At 47.6% G+C, this 20,794-nt stretch carries 14 protein-coding genes; 7 read left to right on the forward strand and 7 right to left on the reverse strand.

From position 1 onward, the window contains the following. Nucleotides 1-115: 115 nt before the first annotated feature. Nucleotides 116-730: an RNA polymerase sigma factor gene (locus BT112_RS12745; protein ID WP_072317771.1), complete on the reverse strand. Its 615-nt coding sequence runs from the start codon at nucleotides 728-730 to the stop codon at nucleotides 116-118. A 113-nt stretch (nucleotides 731-843) separates the two neighbouring features. Between BT112_RS12745 and BT112_RS12750 the strand changes: the two genes are divergently transcribed. The 4 genes from BT112_RS12750 (at nucleotide 844) to BT112_RS12765 (ending at nucleotide 9,986) form a co-directional block, all read left to right on the forward strand. After that, nucleotides 844-2,007 (forward strand): FecR family protein, encoded by a 1,164-nt coding sequence (locus tag BT112_RS12750; protein WP_072317772.1) that lies wholly within the window; start codon nucleotides 844-846, stop codon nucleotides 2,005-2,007. Nucleotides 2,008-2,171: 164 nt separating this feature from the next. Then, nucleotides 2,172-5,516 carry a SusC/RagA family TonB-linked outer membrane protein gene (locus tag BT112_RS12755; protein WP_072317773.1) on the forward strand — a complete coding sequence of 1,115 codons (3,345 nt, stop codon included), beginning with the start codon at nucleotides 2,172-2,174 and terminating at the stop codon, nucleotides 5,514-5,516. Nucleotides 5,517-5,532: 16 nt separating this feature from the next. After that, on the forward strand, nucleotides 5,533-6,915 hold the full coding sequence (locus BT112_RS12760) for a RagB/SusD family nutrient uptake outer membrane protein (protein WP_072317774.1): 1,383 nt from the start codon (nucleotides 5,533-5,535) through the stop codon (nucleotides 6,913-6,915). Nucleotides 6,916-7,208: 293 nt separating this feature from the next. Continuing rightward, nucleotides 7,209-9,986: an MGH1-like glycoside hydrolase domain-containing protein gene (locus BT112_RS12765; RefSeq protein ID WP_072317775.1), complete on the forward strand. Its 2,778-nt coding sequence runs from the start codon at nucleotides 7,209-7,211 to the stop codon at nucleotides 9,984-9,986. A gap of 148 nt (nucleotides 9,987-10,134) precedes the next feature. On the opposite strand, the gene BT112_RS12770 is transcribed toward BT112_RS12765, so the two are convergent. Then, nucleotides 10,135-13,482: a polysaccharide lyase family 8 super-sandwich domain-containing protein gene (locus BT112_RS12770; RefSeq protein WP_072317776.1), complete on the reverse strand. Its 3,348-nt coding sequence runs from the start codon at nucleotides 13,480-13,482 to the stop codon at nucleotides 10,135-10,137. 329 nt (nucleotides 13,483-13,811) lie between these two features. Between BT112_RS12770 and BT112_RS12775 the strand changes: the two genes are divergently transcribed. Then, entirely contained in the window at nucleotides 13,812-14,117 is a 306-nt protein-coding gene (locus BT112_RS12775; RefSeq protein ID WP_072317777.1) for a hypothetical protein, read from the forward strand. A 10-nt stretch (nucleotides 14,118-14,127) separates the two neighbouring features. Beyond that, nucleotides 14,128-14,418 carry a hypothetical protein gene (locus BT112_RS12780; RefSeq protein WP_139276186.1) on the forward strand — a complete coding sequence of 97 codons (291 nt, stop codon included), beginning with the start codon at nucleotides 14,128-14,130 and terminating at the stop codon, nucleotides 14,416-14,418. Here BT112_RS12780 and BT112_RS12785 read toward each other — a convergent pair. The 5 genes from BT112_RS12785 to BT112_RS12805 form a co-directional block, all read right to left on the reverse strand. Next, the gene (locus tag BT112_RS12785; RefSeq protein WP_072317779.1) at nucleotides 14,415-15,305 is read right to left on the reverse strand and encodes a diacylglycerol/lipid kinase family protein; all 891 of its coding nucleotides are present in this window, start codon (nucleotides 15,303-15,305) and stop codon (nucleotides 14,415-14,417) included. The genes BT112_RS12780 and BT112_RS12785 overlap by 4 nt on opposite strands. Next, nucleotides 15,305-17,284, reverse strand: a complete 1,980-nt coding sequence (locus BT112_RS12790; RefSeq protein ID WP_072317780.1) for an LTA synthase family protein — start codon at nucleotides 17,282-17,284, stop codon at nucleotides 15,305-15,307. Before BT112_RS12790 ends, BT112_RS12785 begins: the two co-directional genes overlap by 1 nt. Before the next feature lie 54 nt (nucleotides 17,285-17,338). Beyond that, nucleotides 17,339-18,640 carry a sensor histidine kinase gene (locus BT112_RS12795; RefSeq protein ID WP_217652394.1) on the reverse strand — a complete coding sequence of 434 codons (1,302 nt, stop codon included), beginning with the start codon at nucleotides 18,638-18,640 and terminating at the stop codon, nucleotides 17,339-17,341. Then, nucleotides 18,641-19,318: a response regulator transcription factor gene (locus BT112_RS12800; protein WP_072317781.1), complete on the reverse strand. Its 678-nt coding sequence runs from the start codon at nucleotides 19,316-19,318 to the stop codon at nucleotides 18,641-18,643. A 78-nt stretch (nucleotides 19,319-19,396) separates the two neighbouring features. After that, the gene (locus BT112_RS12805; RefSeq protein WP_072317782.1) at nucleotides 19,397-20,194 is read right to left on the reverse strand and encodes a phosphatase PAP2 family protein; all 798 of its coding nucleotides are present in this window, start codon (nucleotides 20,192-20,194) and stop codon (nucleotides 19,397-19,399) included. Between the two features lie 144 nt (nucleotides 20,195-20,338). Between BT112_RS12805 and BT112_RS12810 the strand changes: the two genes are divergently transcribed. Then, complete coding sequence (locus BT112_RS12810; protein WP_245777040.1) at nucleotides 20,339-20,734, forward strand: barstar family protein; 396 nt, start codon at nucleotides 20,339-20,341, stop codon at nucleotides 20,732-20,734. Nucleotides 20,735-20,794: the final 60 nt, after the last annotated feature.

The following is a 20,794-nucleotide window of genomic DNA, read 5'->3' on the forward strand; positions in this document are numbered from 1 at the left end:
AATGTTAGAAATAAATTATTGATAGCAATAACTGACTTAATATGCCTTAAGAGAAACGTAGTAAAAGAATTTAAAATTGCGGCCAAAGCCCCCCTATACCGACAAAACAGCCGTGTTACACGGTCTTCAGCGTAAGCCCCGTATTTAAATTTCCGGTATGGAGTAAAAACATAAAAATATGATGTACCGTATTTCCGAGAGCCTTTCTCAATATGGAAAATGCCTTGGTGATATGTCCTTCTACAGACTTGATAGAAATATTGAGGTATTCCGCTATTTCCATATTGGTCAACCCCTCCTGTTTACTCAACAAGAAGGCTTCCCTACACTTCGGGGGCAGGTTATCTATTTCTCTTTTCACTATGGCAATCAGTGCTTCCATCGCATTATCCGGCTCTTCGTGGATGTAATCCCGCAGAGAATCGATATGTATTTTTTCCAGGGCGAATGCAGGCCTCATTTTACGGTAGTGATCTATAAAGTTGTTGTAAACACTTTTGTATAAATAATTTTTCAGGTCGAGATCATCTTTCAGTTCTTTTCTCTTCTTCCAGACCCTGATCAGTACATTCTGCACAATATCTTCCGCGGAGTCATGATCTCCTACCAGGGTAAAAGCATAGGTACACAGGGTATGATGATACTTGTTCACTAAAAACGAATAGGCTTCGGACGTGCCGTTTTTCAGCCCCCGTACCAGGTGTTCCGTATTGTTAAGATCATGTTCCATTGACAAAAAATTACATATCTGCCTGCAAATATTATAAAAATATCAAAAAAAAATATCAAAAAAGCAAGGGTTCTTCCGAAATGATACGTTTCACTAATGAAATCTGATACGATATGGCTATTCAGGCACTGAGATTAATAGTAAAATACTTTACCCGTCAGGCCTCCCTTTCCGAACTTGACAAACTTTCGGAAAAAATGAAGGACCCGCATACCCGGGAGGAATTTGAGAATTATGCAAAAATCAATTTTATCATTGACTATAATATCAAAAAATTTAATACTGCGAAATCCAGGGAGCAGCTCCTGGCATTTATAGACCGTGAAAAGCAGGCATCCCGATTGCGCCGCGCTGTTCACCTTATGAAATATGCGGCAGTTTTGCTTCTCTTCTGCGGGGGAGCTTACCTCGTATACGAAGGTTTTTACGAAAAAACTTCCGGGAGCATTACGACAACGACCATCGAAGTCAGCAACATTAAACCCGGCTCAGACAAAGCCATCCTTACCCTGCAGGACGGATCGCATGTGGACCTGACAACAGAAAACATAACCACAGCAACGCTTAAAAACAACGGTAAAACCCTTTCGTATAACGATAGATACGCAGACGATACTACCCCTGTCTATAATTATATCACTATTCCCCGGGGAGGACAGTTTCAGATAAAACTCTCCGACGGTACCAGGGTATGGCTGAATTCGGAGACCAAACTGAAATATCCGGAGGCTTTTATCAAAGGCGAAACAAGAAGCGTTGAATTGCTCTACGGAGAAGCCTATTTTGATGTGGCTCCTGCGTCGCGGCACACGGGAACAAAATTCAGGGTAATCCACCCATCACAGGAGATCGAGGTACTGGGTACGGAATTTAACGTAAGGGCCTACCGGGACGAATCTCATATCGCTACTACCCTGGTAGCGGGTAAAGTAGCCATCAGTACGGGAGACATCCATTATATCCTCAGCCCGAACGAAAAGGCCAGTCTTGACCTCAGGGACCATAAAATGGATATTTCAGTCACCGACGTTTCCGATGAAATATCCTGGAAGAAAGGGATATTCAGTTTTACGGGCATGTCCCTCGAAGCTATAGCGAAAGTGCTGAACCGGTGGTATGACATTCAAATTATTTTCACCAATCCCGAACTCAGGAACGTAAAGTTTAACGGGATGATCAGTAAAAAAGAAAACATCGAGGAAATTCTCAATCTAATCGTATCAACCAATTCCATCAATGCCTATGAGATAAAGAACAAACACGTGTACATTAAATAAGCAGAGGGAACAAAGTCTATACCTGGACAGTAGTGCGCTTTGGTTCCCCCCGTTGCTTCAATCGGTCAAAATAATATTAACCCATCAAAAACATAGTCAAATTTATGAAAAATAGGTTAACTATAATCCTTATTCCCTATGGGAAAAGATTACTTACATGCGTAATGAGAACACTAATACTTCTCCTGTGCTGTTCTGTATTCGGCTTTACACCAGGCAAATCGTTATCACAGCACAAATTCATACACATACAAAACGACCAGGTCGTCGCTATCGATGTGGTATTTGATATGCTGAAGGACCAGACGGACCTTACGTTTATATACCCGGAAGATTTCTTTAAAAATGTTCCGGAGGTACATTTGAAAAAAGGAAAGATACGTGTCCATAAGCTTCTTGAAGATCTTTTTCTGAACTCCGGTTTTGAACTTCGTTTCAAAGGAAACAAAATTATAATTACGGCCGGAAACATTCCCGGCGCACAGCAAAATCACCCGGTCAGCGGAACCGTCCTGGATACCGGGGGGATACCGCTGGCCGGGGCCAACATCCTGGAAAAAGGGACAACCAACGGGACCCAGGCCGATTTTGACGGTAATTTTTCACTGGACGTATCCGGCAAAAATGCCATACTTGTCGTGTCCTATATAGGGTTTACCTCCCGGGAAATCAACGTAAACGACAGATCCGTCATTACCATAACCCTATCCGAGAGTGTAGCCAGCCTGGACGAGGTACTGGTCGTGGGCTATGGTACACAGACCAAACGGAAAGTGACAAACGCCATTTCCTCCATCACCGCAGAAGAGCTGGGAGAAACATCGAACGATGCTTTTTCGAGGGCACTCACCGGGAAAATGCCTGGGGTACAGGTACAGCAGACCACCGGGGCACCGGGAGGAAATATTGTGGTTCGTGTCAGGGGCGGCGGTTCTTTATCGGCAAGTAACGACCCACTTTATGTCATCGACGGATTTCCGGTAGAACAGACCAACATCGGAGGGTCCGATCAGGGTTTTAACCCGCTCTCTTCCATTAACCCCAATGATATCGAATCCATACAGGTACTCAAAGATGCTTCGGCATCGGCCATCTACGGATCACGGGGAGCCAATGGGGTGGTCATTATTACGACCAAGAGAGGAAAATCGGGAAAAAACAGTTTGGATTTCAGTGTCACCACCGGCGTACAATCGGTTATTAACAAAATGGACCTGCTCAATGGCGACCAGCTTCTGGACCTGGTTCGGGAGGCCTATGTGAATGCCGATACTTCAACCTCTCCCGGAATACCATTTCCCCGGTTCCTCGATAACGAAAGTCAATACCGGGGGATCAATACCGACTGGCAGGACCAGATCTTCAGAAATGCGATCGTCCAGGATTATCAACTCTCCGCTTCCGGAGGAAGTGAGGATTTTAAATATTTTGTCTCCGGGGCCTATCACGATGAAGACGGCGTCGTATTGTCTTCCGGCTTCAAACGCTTCACCCTGCGAACCAATTTTGACGTCAACATTACCGATCGTCTGAGACTCGGAACGAGCATTACCCCGAGTTATTCCATCATGGACGAAGTGAATGCCGAAGGACACTGGGCAGACAACGCGGTCATCAACGAAGCCGTCATTTATTACCCCTTTCTCAAACCTGACGAAAGCGCCGAAGAGTTTGTAAATAACGATCCTAATTTTACCTGTTGCGGCACGCCAAATCCCGTGCTTACGGCCAAAGAATACGATGCCGAAAGCAGTCAGTTGAGACTTTTGGCCAACACCTATCTCGAAGTAGACCTTGCAGACGGACTAAAAGCTAAAACAAGCTTCGGGGTAGACTTTTTCGACTTTGAAAGAAACGAGTTCAACCCGGCCATCATTAAGCGAAATAATGATGATAACTCTGCAAATTCACGGAAATTATCCCAGCGGAACTGGCTTACGGAAAACACCTTGACCTATGCCAAATCCTTTGGCAAACACAGTTTTGATGTCCTCGGCGGGTTTACATACCAGGAAGAAAGGGAACAGAACAATTATATTGCGGCAAACGGTATCCTCGGAGATGCCATACGGACCATCAACGATTTCAATACGGTAACGGAAGCTTCGTCTTTTGTTCAGAAATGGAGCCTTGTGTCTTTGTTGGGGCGGATGAATTACGCGTATAACGACAGGTATTTTGTCTCTGCCGCCATACGACGTGACGGCTCTTCGAGGTTCGGTGCCAACAGGAAATATGCGACTTTCCCCTCCGTATCTTTGGGATGGCTGATTTCCGAGGAAAATTTCCTTGCAGATTCCCAAACCCTGAATATGCTCAAATTACGGGCGAGTTACGGACAAACAGGAAATAACCGGATAGGAAACTATTCTTCTTTCGGCCTGGTGAGCAGTTCCAATTACGTCCTGGGTGCCGGTAACGGCGTCGGGGTAACCGGGCTGAACCTGTCGACGATCAACAACCCTAACCTCACCTGGGAAACCACGGAGCAATACGATATCGGGGCGGAAATCGGGCTCTTTCAAAACCGGATCTTTGTCGTGGCAGATTATTTCAACAGCGAAACATCGGCCCTGTTGCTCAATGTGCCCATACCGAGGATCACCGGCTTTGGCTCTGCGCTTCAGAACCTGGGAAGGGTTAAAAATACAGGATGGGAATTTGGCGTGAACACCAGGAACTTCGTAGATACGTTTACGTGGAGTACCGATTTTAATATTTCCTTCAGCGATAACAAAGTCCTGGAACTGGGCCCCGAAGGCGATCCCATACGCTCGGGCAGCGGCGCAGGCAGTATCTACATTACGGAAGTAGGCGGACAGATCGCCTCGTTTTCCGTATATGAACAGATCGGTATCTTCCAGACCCGGGAAGAAATAGAAAACAGTGCCACCTGGGCCACGGGTAACGGCACTTACCCCGGCGACGTCAAGTACAAGGACCAGAATGGCGACGGGGTGATCAACAGTGACGACCGGGTAGTCATCGGCAGCAATAACCCGGATTTCGTATGGGGGCTTACCAATAGCTTCTCCTATAAGAATTTCGATTTGCGGGTCGTGATCAATGGCGTATCGGGGAACCTCGTACACAATGTGGCGAGAAGGTTCTACAACAACCTCGAAGGAAACCAGAACCAGACCGTCGAAGCCCTGAACCGATGGAAATCCCCGAGCGAACCGGGAGACGGTACCACCCCGCGGGCAAACCGTTCCACCAGTGGTAACAACAACGTAGCTGAATCTTCCCGATGGGTGGAAGACGGGTCCTTTACGCGGATACAGAACGTAACACTCGGCTATACTTTTCCGGGCAGCTTTACGCAAAAAATACATATAAGTTCTCTACGGATTTTTGCCGACATCGCCAACCTGGCTTATTTCACCAAGTATACCGGGTATAACCCCGAAGTCAGCCTCAGCGGGGGAAATCCGCTGAACATGGGTTCCGATTACGGTACCTATCCCCTGTCCCGAAGAGTCAGCATCGGCGTAAAAATCGGACTATAACCATAAAAACACCAAAATGAAAACAATAAAGATACTAATAGTGTTTGCCATGTCCGTGTCTATTGCCGGATGTGATGACAAGCTGGATCTGGCCCCGGAGTCACAACGCAGTTCCGGGAATTTTTACCAGACCCCTACAGATTTCGAACAGGCCATATTAGGGGCCTATAGCAGCCTGCGCGGAGAATTCGGAGATATCGTGCTTTACGGAGATATTCGGTCGGATAATACCAAACCTTTTATCTCGGGTTCCGTAACCACCAGAGCTGATTTTGACAATTTCTCCATTTTACCTGCCAACGGCGCTATCGAAAGCAGGTGGAATAACAGTTATAATGCCATCAGCAGGGTCAATGCCATCCTCGACAGGATTGATGCCATTGAAATGGAAGAGCCAACCAAAAACAGGATCAAAGGGGAAGCCCTGTTTATACGGGCACTGGTATATTTTAACCTCGTGAGGATCTATGGTAATGTTCCGCTTGTTTTACACGAAATACAAGGCCCTGAAGCCCTTGAGTTTCCACAGAGCAATCCTGCGGAAATATATATACAGATTGTGGAAGACCTGGACCGGGCGGTGGAGTTTCTCCCGGTGGAATTACAGGGAGCCGATGTCGGCAGAACGACCAGCACGGCTGCCAATGCACTTCTGGGTAGGGTCTACCTGACTACCGGTAATTTTGAAGAAGCGGAAACCGCCCTCAGAAAAGTAACTGCCCTCGAAGGAAGTGTCGTAGATTTGCTGGAACACTACGCCGATGTCTTTGACATTACCAACGAATATAACAAAGAAATCATTTTTGCCGTCCGCTGGACAAACGACGGCGTCAACGGGAATGGGTTTAATTTCGCCTATACCTACATCAACGAACCGGATAACAGAGCCACTACAGACCTCTATAACGCTTATGAGGCTGACGATGTACGCAGAGAACAGACCATCAATGCCACGGTCTCCCTGACCGATACCCTGATCTATAAATACGGGCCCGCACCCAGCGGACTGGGAGAAAGCGACTGGCCCGTCATCCGCTATTCCGATGTGCTTCTGATGTTGTCGGAGTCCCTGAACGAGCAGGGTTATGTGCCCGACGGTGAAGCCTTCTCCCTGCTGAACAGGACCAGGAAACGTGCGGGACTGGACGAACTGACTACCGAAGAAGTTCCGGGTCAGACGGAATTCCGCCTGGCCATAGCGCAGGAACGCCGGGTAGAGTTTGCCTCCGAGGGCCTGAGATGGTTCGACCTGGTGAGAACAAACAGGTATGTTACGGTAATGACAGCCAAGGGATTTAAGGTAGAAGAACACCACAATCTCTTTCCTATACCCGAAACGGAAATACTCAAGGTAAACAATGAAAATATCCTGAAACAGAATCCCGGGTATCAGCAATAGTTTGCCGAAATGACCTCGGATTTATAAAAAAGGATAGGGACCGGGAAATTTATCTTCCCCCTATCCTTTTTTTGTTCGGCAAATACGTTCATTTTTCGACCAGGCGTGTCATATCCTTATTGATGCGTAAGATCCCCGTAAAAAACGTATGCCAATAAACAGAAAAACATATATTTTGCGAAAAAACAGGAAAAACAGATGTCGGGGACTTGTCCTGAAATCTGTTTTTTTACGGTGACCCAAACCGGATATCAGCACGGGAATCCGAAACTCTTAAACTACGATCACCTCCTATGAAAACCACACCACTACTCCTTGTAACCGTTATATTACTGCTTGCCCCCGTCCTCTTACACGCACAATCCGGAGGAGAGACCGCAATACCGGCATTCTCCCGGCAGCACGATCTGAACCTTCCTCCATGGGGACCTTATACCAAAAACTACATCGGCCTTTCCCATATTCCCGATGCGGATCGGGGAGTACGTTTTGACCTGAGTGTTTTTCCGGGCTTTTACCGGCGTAAGGTAGAAGTGCCCAATGTGATGTTCGAGACCAACTACCACCCGTGGGAAGCCACGGCAGCCCTGGATTTTTTCTCGTTCCGTCATGAACTGGAATGGAAAGACAGGGTCTACGCGGATATCTCATACCTGAAAATTTCCGATGACAGTTCCAGGCTGGTCCGGATGGAATTGGTCAATAATACCGATATAGATCAGAATCTTACCATGAATTTTATGGCTTCGGTTCATTTTCCTTCTTTGCGGGAATACCAGCCCGATACCCCGCTGTACCATGCGGAGGTTGTCCTCCCTCCTGCGGGAGTATGGATCGATGCTACCGACTACAGCCAGATACATTTTACCCGGAAGACACCACAGGACAACCTGGTTTATAACGGTATGCTTAAAGGTGAGATCAGGGCCAACAGACTGGTCTCCGGAAGCGGTATAGGCCACGGTTTTGGAAAGGCAAAAGGCGATAAAATACGATTTGAAATCGCGGATCTAAAAGTACCGGACAACGACGTAGTGTTCAGGTACCGCATCGGGAAAGATGAAAAAGTACGTGTCGTATTATCGGGAGTATTAAACGATACCATAGCGATGACAGGTACCGGAGCATTTGAATTGCTATCCGTGCCCCTACACCAAAAGGGGGTTAAAAACACTTCTTTGACGATCACATCCCTGGGAGGGGCAGAAATTCAGTGGGACGGCATTGCTATCGTCCCCAAGGGAAGTAGGGCACAATTAAAATTCAGGGACCACCAATGGAACAGCACCCCGGAAATTATAATACCCTCCGTAAAAAATACCGTTATACTCAAATATAAAGACATCGATCAGTATTACGGGATACACTGGACGTATGACGATTATGTCCTTCGGGAAGTATTGGACAATGATCTCGATGTGTATTTCCGGAGAGCGACGAACAATCATGTCGCCACCAAACTTCGCGGGGATAATAAAGGACATTACACCAACGTATTTATGAAGCCTGTCTTGCTTAAACCCCGCTCCGGGAAGATCCTCTACGGGCGGGTGTATACCGGAAATCTGCAGGAGGTGACGAATGCGCTCCGGGCCGGGCAGTGGGATAAGGACCGTCTGGAACAACATTACCGGGAATTAAAGTCGAAAACCCGGAGCGCAAATTTGCTACCGGATGGAAAACCTTACCTGTTCGGCGATCAGCTCATGCGGGCTACTATCGCCACCAATGTCGTTTACCCCGTGTACACCCAAAAAAGTTACATCAGGCACCGTACCCCGGGACGGTGGTGGGACAGCCTGTACACCTGGGATTCCGGTTTTATAGGGCTGGGACTCCTGGACATGGATACCGGACAGGCTATAGATAACCTCAGGGCCTACCTGATGGATACGGACAATCCGTCTGCTTTTTTACACCACGGAACCCCACTTCCGGTACAGCATTATCTGTACCGGGAAATCTGGAACCGGACGCAATCCCTGGAATTTCTCAAAACCTTCTATCCTCAGTTAAAAAGATATCACGACTTCCTGGCCGGACATGAAGGTAGTTCTACAACAGATATACTGCATTCCGGATTGCTGAAAACATGGGACTACTTTTACAATTCCGGAGGCTGGGACGATTATCCCCCGCAAGCGTTTGTGCATAAGAATAAATTGCAAAGCTCCACATCTCCTGTGATCAATACGGCCCATGCCATACGTACAGCCAAAATCATGAAACAGGCTGCTATACTCCTGGGGCTGGATAAAGACGTTAAAGCATACGACAGGGATATACAACGGTTTTCCCGGGCCCTGCAATCTTTTTCATGGGACGAAACTTCCGGCTATTTCGGTTATGTAACCCATACGGAGCACCATACACCTGCCGGAATATTAAAAACAGCAGAAGGCGAGAACCTCAATATGGGATTGGGTGGGGCTTCTCCCCTCATCTCCGGGATTTGTACGGAAAAACAGCAAGAACAGTTACTTCAAAAACTCCGCAGCGATCAACACCTGTGGAGTAAGGCCGGGCTGTCCGCGGTAGACCAATCCGCTTCTTATTACCGTAACGACGGCTACTGGAACGGTACCGTATGGATGCCCCACCAATGGTTTTTCTTTAAAGCAATGCTCGATATGGGAGAAGCAGATTTTGCTTACCGGATAGCAAAAACCGCACTGGAGACCTGGAAACGCGAAACCGAAGCTACCTATAATTGTATGGAGCACTTTATCATCGATACGGGCAGAGGAGCCGGATGGCATCAGTTCGGTGCACTCTCCAGCCCGGTGGTCAACTGGTTTTCGGCCTATTATAAAAAAGGGATCATTACTACGGGTTATGACTTCTGGATCAGGGAAAAAAAGTTTGCCCCCGATCATTCGTCCCTGCATGCCAAACTGATACGGGCCGAAAAAAAAGACGGGTATTCTGCGGTTATAGTAACCATGCAGGAAGATAGAAAATACCAGGTAAAGGTGAATGGCAAGGTGGTCTCTTATGACATGCCCCATAACGGATGCCTGGTCATCCGGGTTCCCAACAGATCAAAAGAAGTATCCCTGGAAATATTATAGAAGAGGGCGTTCGGTTTTAATTTTTAATGTAGGGGCGAATACACGAGGATTTTTGTTACCGGGAACACCGGATCTTCCCGGTTGATCAGGAAAAACGAAGACCGTACATCTCCTGTAAAAGTACGATGCACGGTCTTCGGATACTTCTTTAAGGCTTTACGACCTTCTTTGTGACTTCGGTCGTATCTCCCGATATTACCACGAAATAGAATCCCGGGGCGAAACCGGTCAGATCCAGCTCATATCCGGTCGTATTCAGCCGATCCGTCTGCTGAACGAGCCGACCGTCCTTGCTGTAGACCTTAACAGACCGGATAATCACATCCGAACTGATCGTGCCTTTTCCGAAAGACAGCGGATTCGGGAAGAGTACGGTGTTTTCTTCCGTCGTCTGCAGCTCCTGCACCTCCGGCAGCATAGAAACCCTGGCAGAAGTATCCGGAAGACTTTCATAAGTACAGATAATCTCCGGATGTTGCGCGGCAGACAGTGCTTCGGAGGAAACAAAACCGGCATCTGTAGTTTGCCCACCAACGGTCGATACCAGTACCAGCGACAGCAATCCGCCCGACGACAGGCTATTCACCGCCGTGGTGATATCCCAATCCGTATACCCCGGGGTCGCCGTACCCGGACGGGTATCCAGTACGGTCGTTCCGGCCGGCTTGTTGTTCCAGGTAATACCGCTCTCCGTCCAACTGTTATCCGGGACGAGACTCAGCTGCCATTGCGAACTCTCGGCAGTAGTGTTACCGTAACTGCAATACAAACGGAGCACTGCATTACTTACGGGGAGTTGTGCACTGTCCAGATCGAATTGCAGGTACACTTCTCTCGAATATCCCGTACCGTCCTTTTTAAGTATAAGGCTTGTATTTCCCCCGTAATTGGTATCTGCATAGCTCCCGTCTCTCACAAAAGCATCGCCTACAGCTCCGTAAGTTGCCGTCGCCATATCCATGTACCCGAAGATATCCACCTCGGTAATACTGTTCCAGTCGTTGGAGGAATTGCCATGCCCGATAATACGCACATACCTTCCGGAAGTATCCGGAAGGTCATAATTTTCCTGTGCAGTCGTATTTCCTGCCGATGTTCCGCTATAGATATCCGTCCAGCCGGTGCCATCTGCCGAGACCTCCACATCAAAAGAAGACGATCGCTGGTCTCCGAGATACCAGCCGACCCCCAGCCCGGTTATGGTGTGTACAGTGCCGAGATCGAAACGTATCCACTGGCCGTCGCCTTCTGCGGACCAACGGGTTCCCAGGTTATCATCGATGGTATTCGCGGGAACATTCCCGTCGTCTGCACTGGCCGTAACCTGTATGATGGGCAGCCCGGTAAGGATCTCCCCGGCTTCGGGCGTGTTTTCATCTATGACAACGTATGCGGTTGCACCGCTGTGGGGGGCAGCCGGAAGGGGACATTCCAGTTGCCGGGTTCCTGGTATACCCGGTACGTCTGCAAAAAGGGTTACGGTACTCTGCTGCTGAGCCGGATCGGCTATATACACCTTTACCTCTTCTTCTTCCAATCCCTTCAGCATCACCGTACAGGGACGGTCGACAGTGAGGGAGACATCGCCGTCCGAAAGCGTTCCTGCCTGGTAAAAAACGACCTGCATCATATCGGCATCTTCATATTTCACCGCCTGCACTGCCGGTGTGTTCTCCACGATACGGATACGCGAGAGGTCGTACGACTGCATATCTGCCCCGGAAGCCATCCCCGGAACAACGATATAAGCATACGTAGCATCGGAAGGTGCCGTGCCGTGATCTACCCACATCTTAAACACATCTCCAGATACCATATCGTCCGGATAGCTATGGTTGATGCCATACCAGCTCCCGCTTTGTTCACGGTTACTGACCCGTACGTTCCCACCCTCCGGTATGAAATAGCCGATGCTATCGTGCAGTATCCATTGCGGATCGGTATAAAACACCTCGGTCTGCGAGGTTTGTACCCCGGGGCTTCCCCCCGTGCCGGAGACCAGGACATCGCCGCTGAGCCAGCACTGATTGATCGTCGTGGTAATATCGGCAGTGCCGGAACCGTTGATTCCCGCTCCGAGACACACTACGGCATCATCGAGAAAAAACCAGGCCTTTCTTGCTGTGGTATTCTTAAAGTTCAGATGATAAGCCGTGATGCCATACACACTGTCCGTGACACCCCCTGCAAAAGCCGTACTTCCCGCTTCTCCCCAGGTAGCCGTAGGCGGTACCTCGGTATAAGCTGCCGAAGTCGTACCCGGAATCTTATCCCATTCCCAGACAGGCATAATATTGTAGTACTCTCCGCCTCTGCGCTGAATATTGGTAGCGCCATCCGGCAGAAAAACACCTTTGAGATTTTCCTCATTACCGCTCTCCGTCCTGATGGTCCGGGATGATACCGTACGGACATTAAAGAGATAGCCCGGTCTTTGATGTACGGTGTAATCGCCCCTGTAAAAATGTTTATGCCAGGGGACTACCATATAACCGGGGGCCGCGGCTCCGGATGTTCTGGCAATAGCGGCATTCCAGGCGGCATTATTCGCAGGATCGACTTTTTTAGCCCTCTCCAGACGGCCTTTTTCGCCACTTTTCCGAAGTATGTTCGGCCGACTTATCCCCCGGCCTTCCGTACTGAAGTCGATATAACTTCCGCGGATAGTGCGCAGATACGTGTCCTTGTAATACCCGGAGAGCAATTGTTTCTTTTGGGGGGACAACGCATAGGGCGTATCCCGTACCCAGTCGGCTATACGGTATTCCCCGTCGAGAAAGACCGAACCGTAACTGGATATCATGAGCTGGGCACCATGCTGCATATAGGAATTATCGTGCTGAAGCCCTTCTCCGGTGGTCAGCACAATCGGGTAAAATGCTTCATCTATGGCTACCTGCATGATGTCATCATCTTCGAGCAGACAGGCACGGTAGAGGTAATGTATCGCAATATCCAATTTGTTTGCTCCGGTCCAGGAAGCCGGGTTACCCCGGTTCATCTGTGCTATAAGACCGGCTTCCAACGCAGAAGGAACGGGCGTGCTCCCGGCTCTTAACAAGAGTAATATTTGTCCCAGACCCTGCGGACTCGAAATCTGGTTATACCACCAGTTATCGCTCTGCGGATCGGTGGTATCCCAAAAATCCAGAGCATTGACGATAGCGGTATGCAAAGTACCGCTTCCGTAATGACTACTCGCCGGAATGGTATAGGCCCTCGCCATATCCTTTAACCGGACAAGATGCACATTCGCGGGCCACATGGTCCGTGCGTCGCTCTGATAATCGATATCCGTCCAGGAACCATCGGCCTGAACCGTATTCAGGTAGTCGCTGACAGTGGCATCCAGCGAACTCACAGCCCCTGTAAGCAGTAACTCGCTCCGGATGCGGCCGGAAATACTGTCATAAACCGCTTGTGAAAATGCCTCTTCGTGAATTCCGTACCACAACAAAAATGTAAAGAATACTTTTAGCGTAATTGTTTTTCTCATAGTAAAAGTTTTGGTTATCGGTTATAATTTCAGGTAAATGAATACCCCTGGTGTTTGTACCATTTCCGGGCTTGAACGCCGTAGCAGAGCCCGATATGTTATCGAGCACATTTTTAAAGGTTATCAACGCCTGATAAATGATTTTATAAATATATCAATTTTTTTGCTAACAAAGTGTCTTATACTTTCCGATATCCCTGACTACGGGAAACCCGGTATTTTTGATACTGTTTCAGGTCCCCTGATACTTTTTCGGTTACTTTGGCACTGTAAAATAAAGTACAGGGCTGTAAAAGTTTTCGTAAGTGTCCTGCCTTACCTCTGTTTTTATGCAAAAGACTGCTTATGAACAACGTTTTCTCGTAATACTCATCGCGGCACTGTGTATAGGAGCTGCTACGGGTATCTATGTATTGCTGTCGGATGATTTCGGGAATATGGAATTGAAGATCACGTTAACCACCCTGGCACTCATCGGGTACAGCCTGTCCGGGCTCTGCGTTTCCTCCTTATATGAAAAAGAAAGGTACCGCGTTTTTGCACTTGCCGGCATCGCAACAGCGGTAAGCGGCTACCTGCTCAACCTGTTGGCCGTGTGGGAAACGATCGACATAGACCACACAAGGGAGTACTGATTATGATGGTTTGGCTACCGTCTTTGCTCATATCGCATTGCTCCTGCACCTGAAACCCGTGAACAATGTTGTGATGTCCCTTCTCTTCATTACTATAGTCTTTATTATCCTCGTAGGTATCATGCTGATTCTTCCCATTACAGATAACTTCGGACGCATAGACGAATACTACCGGTTCCTCGGTGTTTTCGGGATCCTTGATGTATTGGGCACCATCATCACGCCTGTGGTCAATACAATAGTTGCAAAGCCGGAAACCAGAAAAACGGACTATCCATCCGGAAAAGACATGGCTTCCTAAACCGATCCGCTAATCACAGACAGAGCGGCGTGCAGTAATTCTATGGTAATAACCCCGGTGGGCAATATTTTGTATTCTCCGTCCATCTGTAAACCGAAAAAGCTGTGATCATTTCGATTCAGCCTCAGTTGCCGGGTCTGATAATTGACAACACCTTTCAGGCTTACATGTTTTTTGAACAACATCAATATGCCAAACAATAAAAACCTGATCTTATTCATATTGGGAACTATAAGAACATCGAGAAGACCATCCTGTAACGAGGCTCCCGGGGTAAGGCTGAAACTATATCCCATTTCGTTGGAGTTGGATATAAAGATGAGATAAGGGTCCTTGTAATACTTGCCGCCGTCTACGGAAACTTCGAGAGGACACGCTTTCTCACGGCCGAAAAAAGCCTTGATGCAGGCTTTGGTATAGGCTGTTAATTTACGGCTACCGGCTCCTTCATAATTCCGTATGACCTCTGCATCAAAACCCACTCCTGTATTACTGAAAAAATAGGCGCCGTTACAACATCCCACATCGATCCGTGCGGACAGTTGCTTTTTTATAATGTCCAGGGCCAGGGCCTGGTCGGCCGGGATCCTCAAATGAGAAGCGAGTCCGTTTCCCGACCCCAAGGGGATTATTCCGAGGGGGATATCAGTATTTACGAGTACCGAAGCCACCTCATTTACTGTTCCGTCTCCACCGCAGGCCACAATAACCGAGGCCCCTTCTTTGAGGGAAGCTATTGCCAGGGCTATCGCATGTTTTTTACGTTCCGAATACTTCACCACCACGAGATATGCATCCCCCGGAAAATAGGTATCCAGCAAGGCATTGTCCAGGCCGTTGTTTCCCCGGCCCGCTATCGGGTTGACTATAAAATGGATGTTTTTCATTATTCCTGATTTTTCATATCGAGTTTTCCTCCGGTATAGAGCGACTCGGCAACCTGATAGAACGAAATGGTCTCCAGTAGAAAATCCGGGTCCGGCTCCTGTTTCAGCAGGGCATCGGTATGCGGGTCCCACCGATAAAAATTAGCCGTTTTCCGGTCGCCCAATACCATAATCCGGTCGCCTTTGAGCAATCCCAGTTTTCTGTAATTTCCCACAAAAGCACGCTCCTGTCCCGAAGGTACAGTATGTATATCCTCCCCGAAAAATGACGAGGTGTACGACCAGTTGAGGTATCCGAACAAGGTCGGGAACAGATCGATCTGCGAACACAAGCCCGACTGTCTGGCGGGCGTACTTCCCGGAAGGTTGTAAATAAGTGCCGGAATATGATAATTGTCCACATCCAGTTCCCAACGCCCTGCACTGCTTGCACAATGGTCGCTCATAATCACCAGGACCGTATGTTCGAACCAGGGTTTCTTCCGGGCCTCTCTGACGAATTCTCCTATGGCATAATCGGTATATTTCACGGCCCCTTCTCTGCCCGTCCCGGAAGGGATATCTATTTTTCCTTCGGGATAGGTATAAGGTTTATGGTTGGAAGTCGTCATGATAAAATCGAAAAAAGGCTTTCCCTGTGCCTCCTGTATATCGGCTTGCCGTATCACTTTCCTGAAAATATCCTCATCACAAACCCCCCAGGCATTTTCGAAAGTTACTTCTTCATCGTTTATATTGGTGCGGTTTGTACGGATGCCGTCCCCCATCAGAAACCCGCGTCCCCGGTCTACGATATCAAATCCGTTTCCGCTGAAAAAAGCATTCATATTATCGAAATACCCGTCACCTCCATAGAAAAAATGCCTGGTATATCCCTGCTGCCTGAAGACCTCTCCTATGGTAAACATATCCGTATGATGTGCCCTCTTTACAATACTCCTTCCGGGTGTCGGCGGGATGGAGAGCGTTATGGCTTCCATGCCTCTTACGGTTCTCGTTCCCGTGGCGTACAGGTTTGTAAAAAGTATACCCTCGGCTGCGAGTGTATCCAGATTTGGGGTCAGGTTTTTCCGGTTTCCGAAACTCCCCAGAAACCGGGCACTGAGACTTTCCACGCAAATAAAAATAACATTGGGTTTTAGTGGGGCCTTGGCGCTATCGGGACGGTTGATATAACGGTAAACCGGGTTACTCCCGGCGTCTGTAATACGGTCCCGGTCTTTATATCGGTTTGCTACTTCTTCAAAAGCCTGTTTTTCGGGGAGCGTCCGGTAAAATTCCGGGTAAGAGAGTTCGTTGTTACGAAAGGCAGCAAAGAACGAAAAGATACCCGCTTTGGACAACTCGTTATCGTACCTGTTCGAAGACCATTCGGCATCTTCGTTAGAAACAAATATGCCAAAAAGCAACAGCAATACCAACCATGGCGCCCCGTTCATAGCTCTTTTCCCGAGGGTATCGGCCGATAAAAACACCTGATGGAAAACAGAAAAGCGATATACCGTAAACAGCGTGGAGGCCATAAGAATGAGCATAGCGCATATCAGTACCGGTATGGGATAAGATTCGTTAATATTCTTTACCACCTCGTAGGTGTAAATGAGGTAATCTACCGCGATAAAATTAAACCTCCTGTGAAATTCGTCCCAAAAGGTAAATTCGGCAAAAAAAGAAAAGTAAAGCAGTAATACGCCCAGGCCGAATCCCGTATAGGTCATGATCCGGTCCGGCAGACTTCCCGTCCATTTTGCAGGCATCAGGATAAGGTACAACGCGTAGGGTACGGCGAAAAAAGAAACCGTGCCGAGATCAAAAAACAGACCGGTACCGAATATTCTGAACAGATCGATGATCCCGGTATCGGTCTCCCGGAAGTCCCATATCAGAAGACTACATCGTACGATAAAGGAAAGTAACAGGAAGAATACGACAAAGACACGCAACAGTGCAAAGCGGCCCGTAAAAAAATAGTGTTTCATACTTTACAAACTCAGAATTCGGTTGTAAAAGTAGAAGAGGAATCTAAAGAAAAATTAAAGTTTTGCCTTCGGGGTTTTCACACTTAGGAGTACCGGATCTCCCGGGACCGTGACGGTGAAGACATGCATATTTTTTACAAATGCATATGCAATATCAAATTGATATAGGTCGCATATTTTCTTTACGATAGCCAGCCCCAGCCCGGTAGACCTGACACTGTTATTCTCCCGGTAAAACCGCTCGAATACCTGATCGGCATGCACTATGGCCCGATCTCCGGGATTGATCACCGTTAAAGTTAAAAACGTTGTTTCCACACGAATGTTCCCGGTATCCGAGCAATGTTTGATAGCGTTGGATATAAGGTTATTACACAATATTTCAGCGAGATGATAATCCATCTTCACCACGAGCGTGTCCCTGCAGACCAGCTCAATCTTATCGTTAGAAAGGCCTTCGAAATCCGCAATTTTATCGCGTATCATTTCGGAAAGATCGATCTCTCTTACAAGGTTAAACTGATTATTCTCTATTTTGGTGAGTAAGGTGAGCCCTTTATTCATCTGGGTAACCCGCTTGATGTCTTTCTGTATGGAGGTGAGTTGTTTATACTGTTCGTCACTTAACGGGGCCGAATTAATGATATTGTCCACCTTCATCTGTATAATGCTCAGCGGGGTCTGTAATTCGTGCGATACGTCTTCCGTAAATTGCTTCAGGTTGCGGTAATCGTCCCGTACTTTCTCGGTGAGTGTTTTAACCTGTTTGTTGAGCTGACTGAATTCGCGTATATCCGGATCTTGCAGTTTCAGCGGTTCTTTATCAATAAGTGAAAAATTCCCGATCTTTTCCAGAGTCTCAAAAAAAGGCCGCCAAAGGTAAGCGTTCCCTGCCCTGTTCAGGTAAAACAAGAGTATAAATACCAGGGCAATAATCAATACATACGAAAAAATTATAGCTGCCAGTATCTTTTGGGACTCCAGTACGTAATCCCGTACGGTGATCCGGTAGGTCCTGTTTCCTGCGGTCCTGAAACTCACAAGCTCGCGAAACAGTTCCATTTTGCCCTGGGTATCGTCGTAAAGCAAGGTATCCCGGAGTATTTTTTGTCCGGTTGCGGCAGCTTCGACTACTTCGATCACCGGAGGCATGGAATAAGGAGCTTCTCCTTGCTGTAGCGAAGTTTCAATACGGTCGGTAATCGCATATAACTCTTCTTCGATCTCCTGCTGCAATATATGCCGTACGTAAAAGTAAAGCACTACTGTACTGCAACACATCAGTAAAAAACTGAGCATGACGAAAATTCGCGATGTTTTTTGAAGAAGTCCTGTTTTTTTCCTGGCTTTATCCATCTAATCGTCCATAAATTTATATCCGCTGCCATAAGCCGTCCTGATATATTTTGCCCCGGCCCCGGTCATTTTTTTTCTCAGGTTATTGACGTGTACATAAATGAAATCGAAATTATCGGCCAGGTCACTGTTATCCCCCCATAGGTGTTCGGCGATGATTTCTTTGGAAAGCACCCTGTTCTTATTGGTCATAAAAAAGAGCAGCAGGTCATATTCTTTCCTGGTGAGGATAATTTCTTTTGCCTCCACCCAAACCTGCCTGGCTGCCGTATCTACCGAAATTTCATTAAAATTAAGGACATGTCCACCGTCAAATTTCCGTCGCCGGAGTACAGCCCTCATCCGGGAATTCAGTTCGGCCAGGTGAAAGGGTTTGGTCAGGTAATCATCGGCACCGAGGTCCAGCCCTTCCAGCTTATCGTCGAGAGCATTGTTTGCCGAGATGATGACAACCGCTGTACCGTGTTCTCCGCTTGCTTTCAAAGCTTTCAGCACATCGATCCCACTGCCTGTTACCAGATTGATATCGAGGACGACAATATCGTATGTGTACAGGGAAAGCCTGTAAGACGCTTCGTCGTAATCTGCTGCAACCTCACATACATACCCTTCTTTACGCAAGTATGCAGCAACCGACTCCCGAAGCGACAATTCATCTTCTGCTATGAGTACTTTCATATCACTAAAATTACTATTTCTTTTTGATACAAGGACCGGGACCGCAAACCCGGACCGGAAAAACTGCTCCCTGTTGCGCTAAAACCGAATGACAATTCCCACTCCGGCTTCCCTGCCATTATAAAAAGGGAAAAAGGTAGAGTCGTACCTCTTTTCTTCCGCTACCTCCTTACCTGCTTTTTTTTGGAATAACGGATGTATCCAATACGCTATTTTTGTGCTTAGTATGCCTATGCCCGCCCCCGCTACAACATCGCTGAACCAGTGTCGGTCATTGTAAATCCGGAAGAAACCGGTACCCGCAGCCACGGCATACCCGGCAATACCATACCATACCGACCTGTACTTATACTCCTGCCACAAAAACTCCGCTCCCATAAAGGCCGTCGCCGTATGCCCGGACGGAAACGAATTACGCGTCGTGCCATCGGGTCTCTTAACACGCATTACTGTCTTCAGACCAAACACGGAAGCCCCCATAATGGCATAGGCTGTAGCGAGTATTACGGTCCTGTCTTTAAAATCATGCCTTCCGTGAATTCCGGAAAGATTGAGTCCGTAAACGGCAAGGGCCGGGGAATACTGGGAAATATCGTCTATGGTAAACTTCTCATCGATATGTTCATTGATCTCTTCCTTGATCCCTCCGTTGATAGTCATGAGTGTATGACTCTCGGTAGCAACGAGTCCGTAACCTATCATAACCGCCGGGACTACAACTGCCTTATACTTAAATTTTAGTGCTGTGCTGTCCCTGTCTATAGCCCCGGAAACCGATAAAACATTACCCTGGGCCCGGGTTTGTACATACATCATCCCCATACAGATCGTAAGAAACCAAAGGAAATTCCCGGTACCGTATTTTAATCCTTTCATATTTGTTTTTTTCGGTCGCACCCCGCACCACCCGTTTATAAAGATCGCCGTGTAAATGTAACCGTGAATTCTAAAGAGAATATAAAGCGGGACTTTAGGAAGCAGACTTTTTTATAAATTGGCCCTTAAAAATACACTACCGGAGTGCACATCAAAAACATAGATATACAAGGGCGGCATATACACGACATTCCTTCTTTTTACGAGGAGATAAACCGGGTATTTATGGCCGGGGAAGACTGGAAGATCGGCGAAAGTCTCGATGCGCTCGATGACATCCTCTACGGAGGTACGGGGAAGATATCGGGGAACGAACCCGTAAAACTGACCTGGTATGATTTCGACAAAAGCAGGTTGGCGCTGGGTATGGACACTACCGTTACCTGGTACAGGGAAAAACTCAGATATCCGGAAAAATTCAACTCCACCCTGATCCGGGAAAGACTCACAGCCCTCGAAAACGGACAGGGTCAAACCTTTTTCGATATCGTTATGGAAATCATCGCGTTGCATACCAACATCACGCTCCACAAACATTAATCTCCCTGAAAACCGTTATTTTAGACGCTATACCCTGCAAATCCGTGAAAAGATCATGGT

This window comes from Sinomicrobium oceani (genome assembly GCF_900119185.1).
GTDB lineage: Bacteria > Bacteroidota > Bacteroidia > Flavobacteriales > Flavobacteriaceae > Sinomicrobium > Sinomicrobium oceani.

Excerpts from the sequence above, each read along its gene's own strand:
- BT112_RS12745 (WP_072317771.1), bottom strand. The coding sequence starts at position 730 with ATGGAACATGATCTTAACAATACGGAACACCTGGTACGGGGGCTGAAA.
- BT112_RS12750 (WP_072317772.1), top strand. The coding sequence starts at position 844 with ATGGCTATTCAGGCACTGAGATTAATAGTAAAATACTTTACCCGTCAG.
- BT112_RS12755 (WP_072317773.1), top strand. The coding sequence starts at position 2,172 with ATGAGAACACTAATACTTCTCCTGTGCTGTTCTGTATTCGGCTTTACA.
- BT112_RS12760 (WP_072317774.1), top strand. The coding sequence starts at position 5,533 with ATGAAAACAATAAAGATACTAATAGTGTTTGCCATGTCCGTGTCTATT.
- BT112_RS12765 (WP_072317775.1), top strand. The coding sequence starts at position 7,209 with ATGAAAACCACACCACTACTCCTTGTAACCGTTATATTACTGCTTGCC.
- BT112_RS12770 (WP_072317776.1), bottom strand. The coding sequence starts at position 13,482 with ATGAGAAAAACAATTACGCTAAAAGTATTCTTTACATTTTTGTTGTGG.
- BT112_RS12775 (WP_072317777.1), top strand. The coding sequence starts at position 13,812 with ATGCAAAAGACTGCTTATGAACAACGTTTTCTCGTAATACTCATCGCG.
- BT112_RS12785 (WP_072317779.1), bottom strand. The coding sequence starts at position 15,305 with ATGAAAAACATCCATTTTATAGTCAACCCGATAGCGGGCCGGGGAAAC.
- BT112_RS12790 (WP_072317780.1), bottom strand. The coding sequence starts at position 17,284 with ATGAAACACTATTTTTTTACGGGCCGCTTTGCACTGTTGCGTGTCTTT.
- BT112_RS12795 (WP_217652394.1), bottom strand. The coding sequence starts at position 18,640 with ATGGATAAAGCCAGGAAAAAAACAGGACTTCTTCAAAAAACATCGCGA.
- BT112_RS12800 (WP_072317781.1), bottom strand. The coding sequence starts at position 19,318 with ATGAAAGTACTCATAGCAGAAGATGAATTGTCGCTTCGGGAGTCGGTT.
- BT112_RS12805 (WP_072317782.1), bottom strand. The coding sequence starts at position 20,194 with ATGAAAGGATTAAAATACGGTACCGGGAATTTCCTTTGGTTTCTTACG.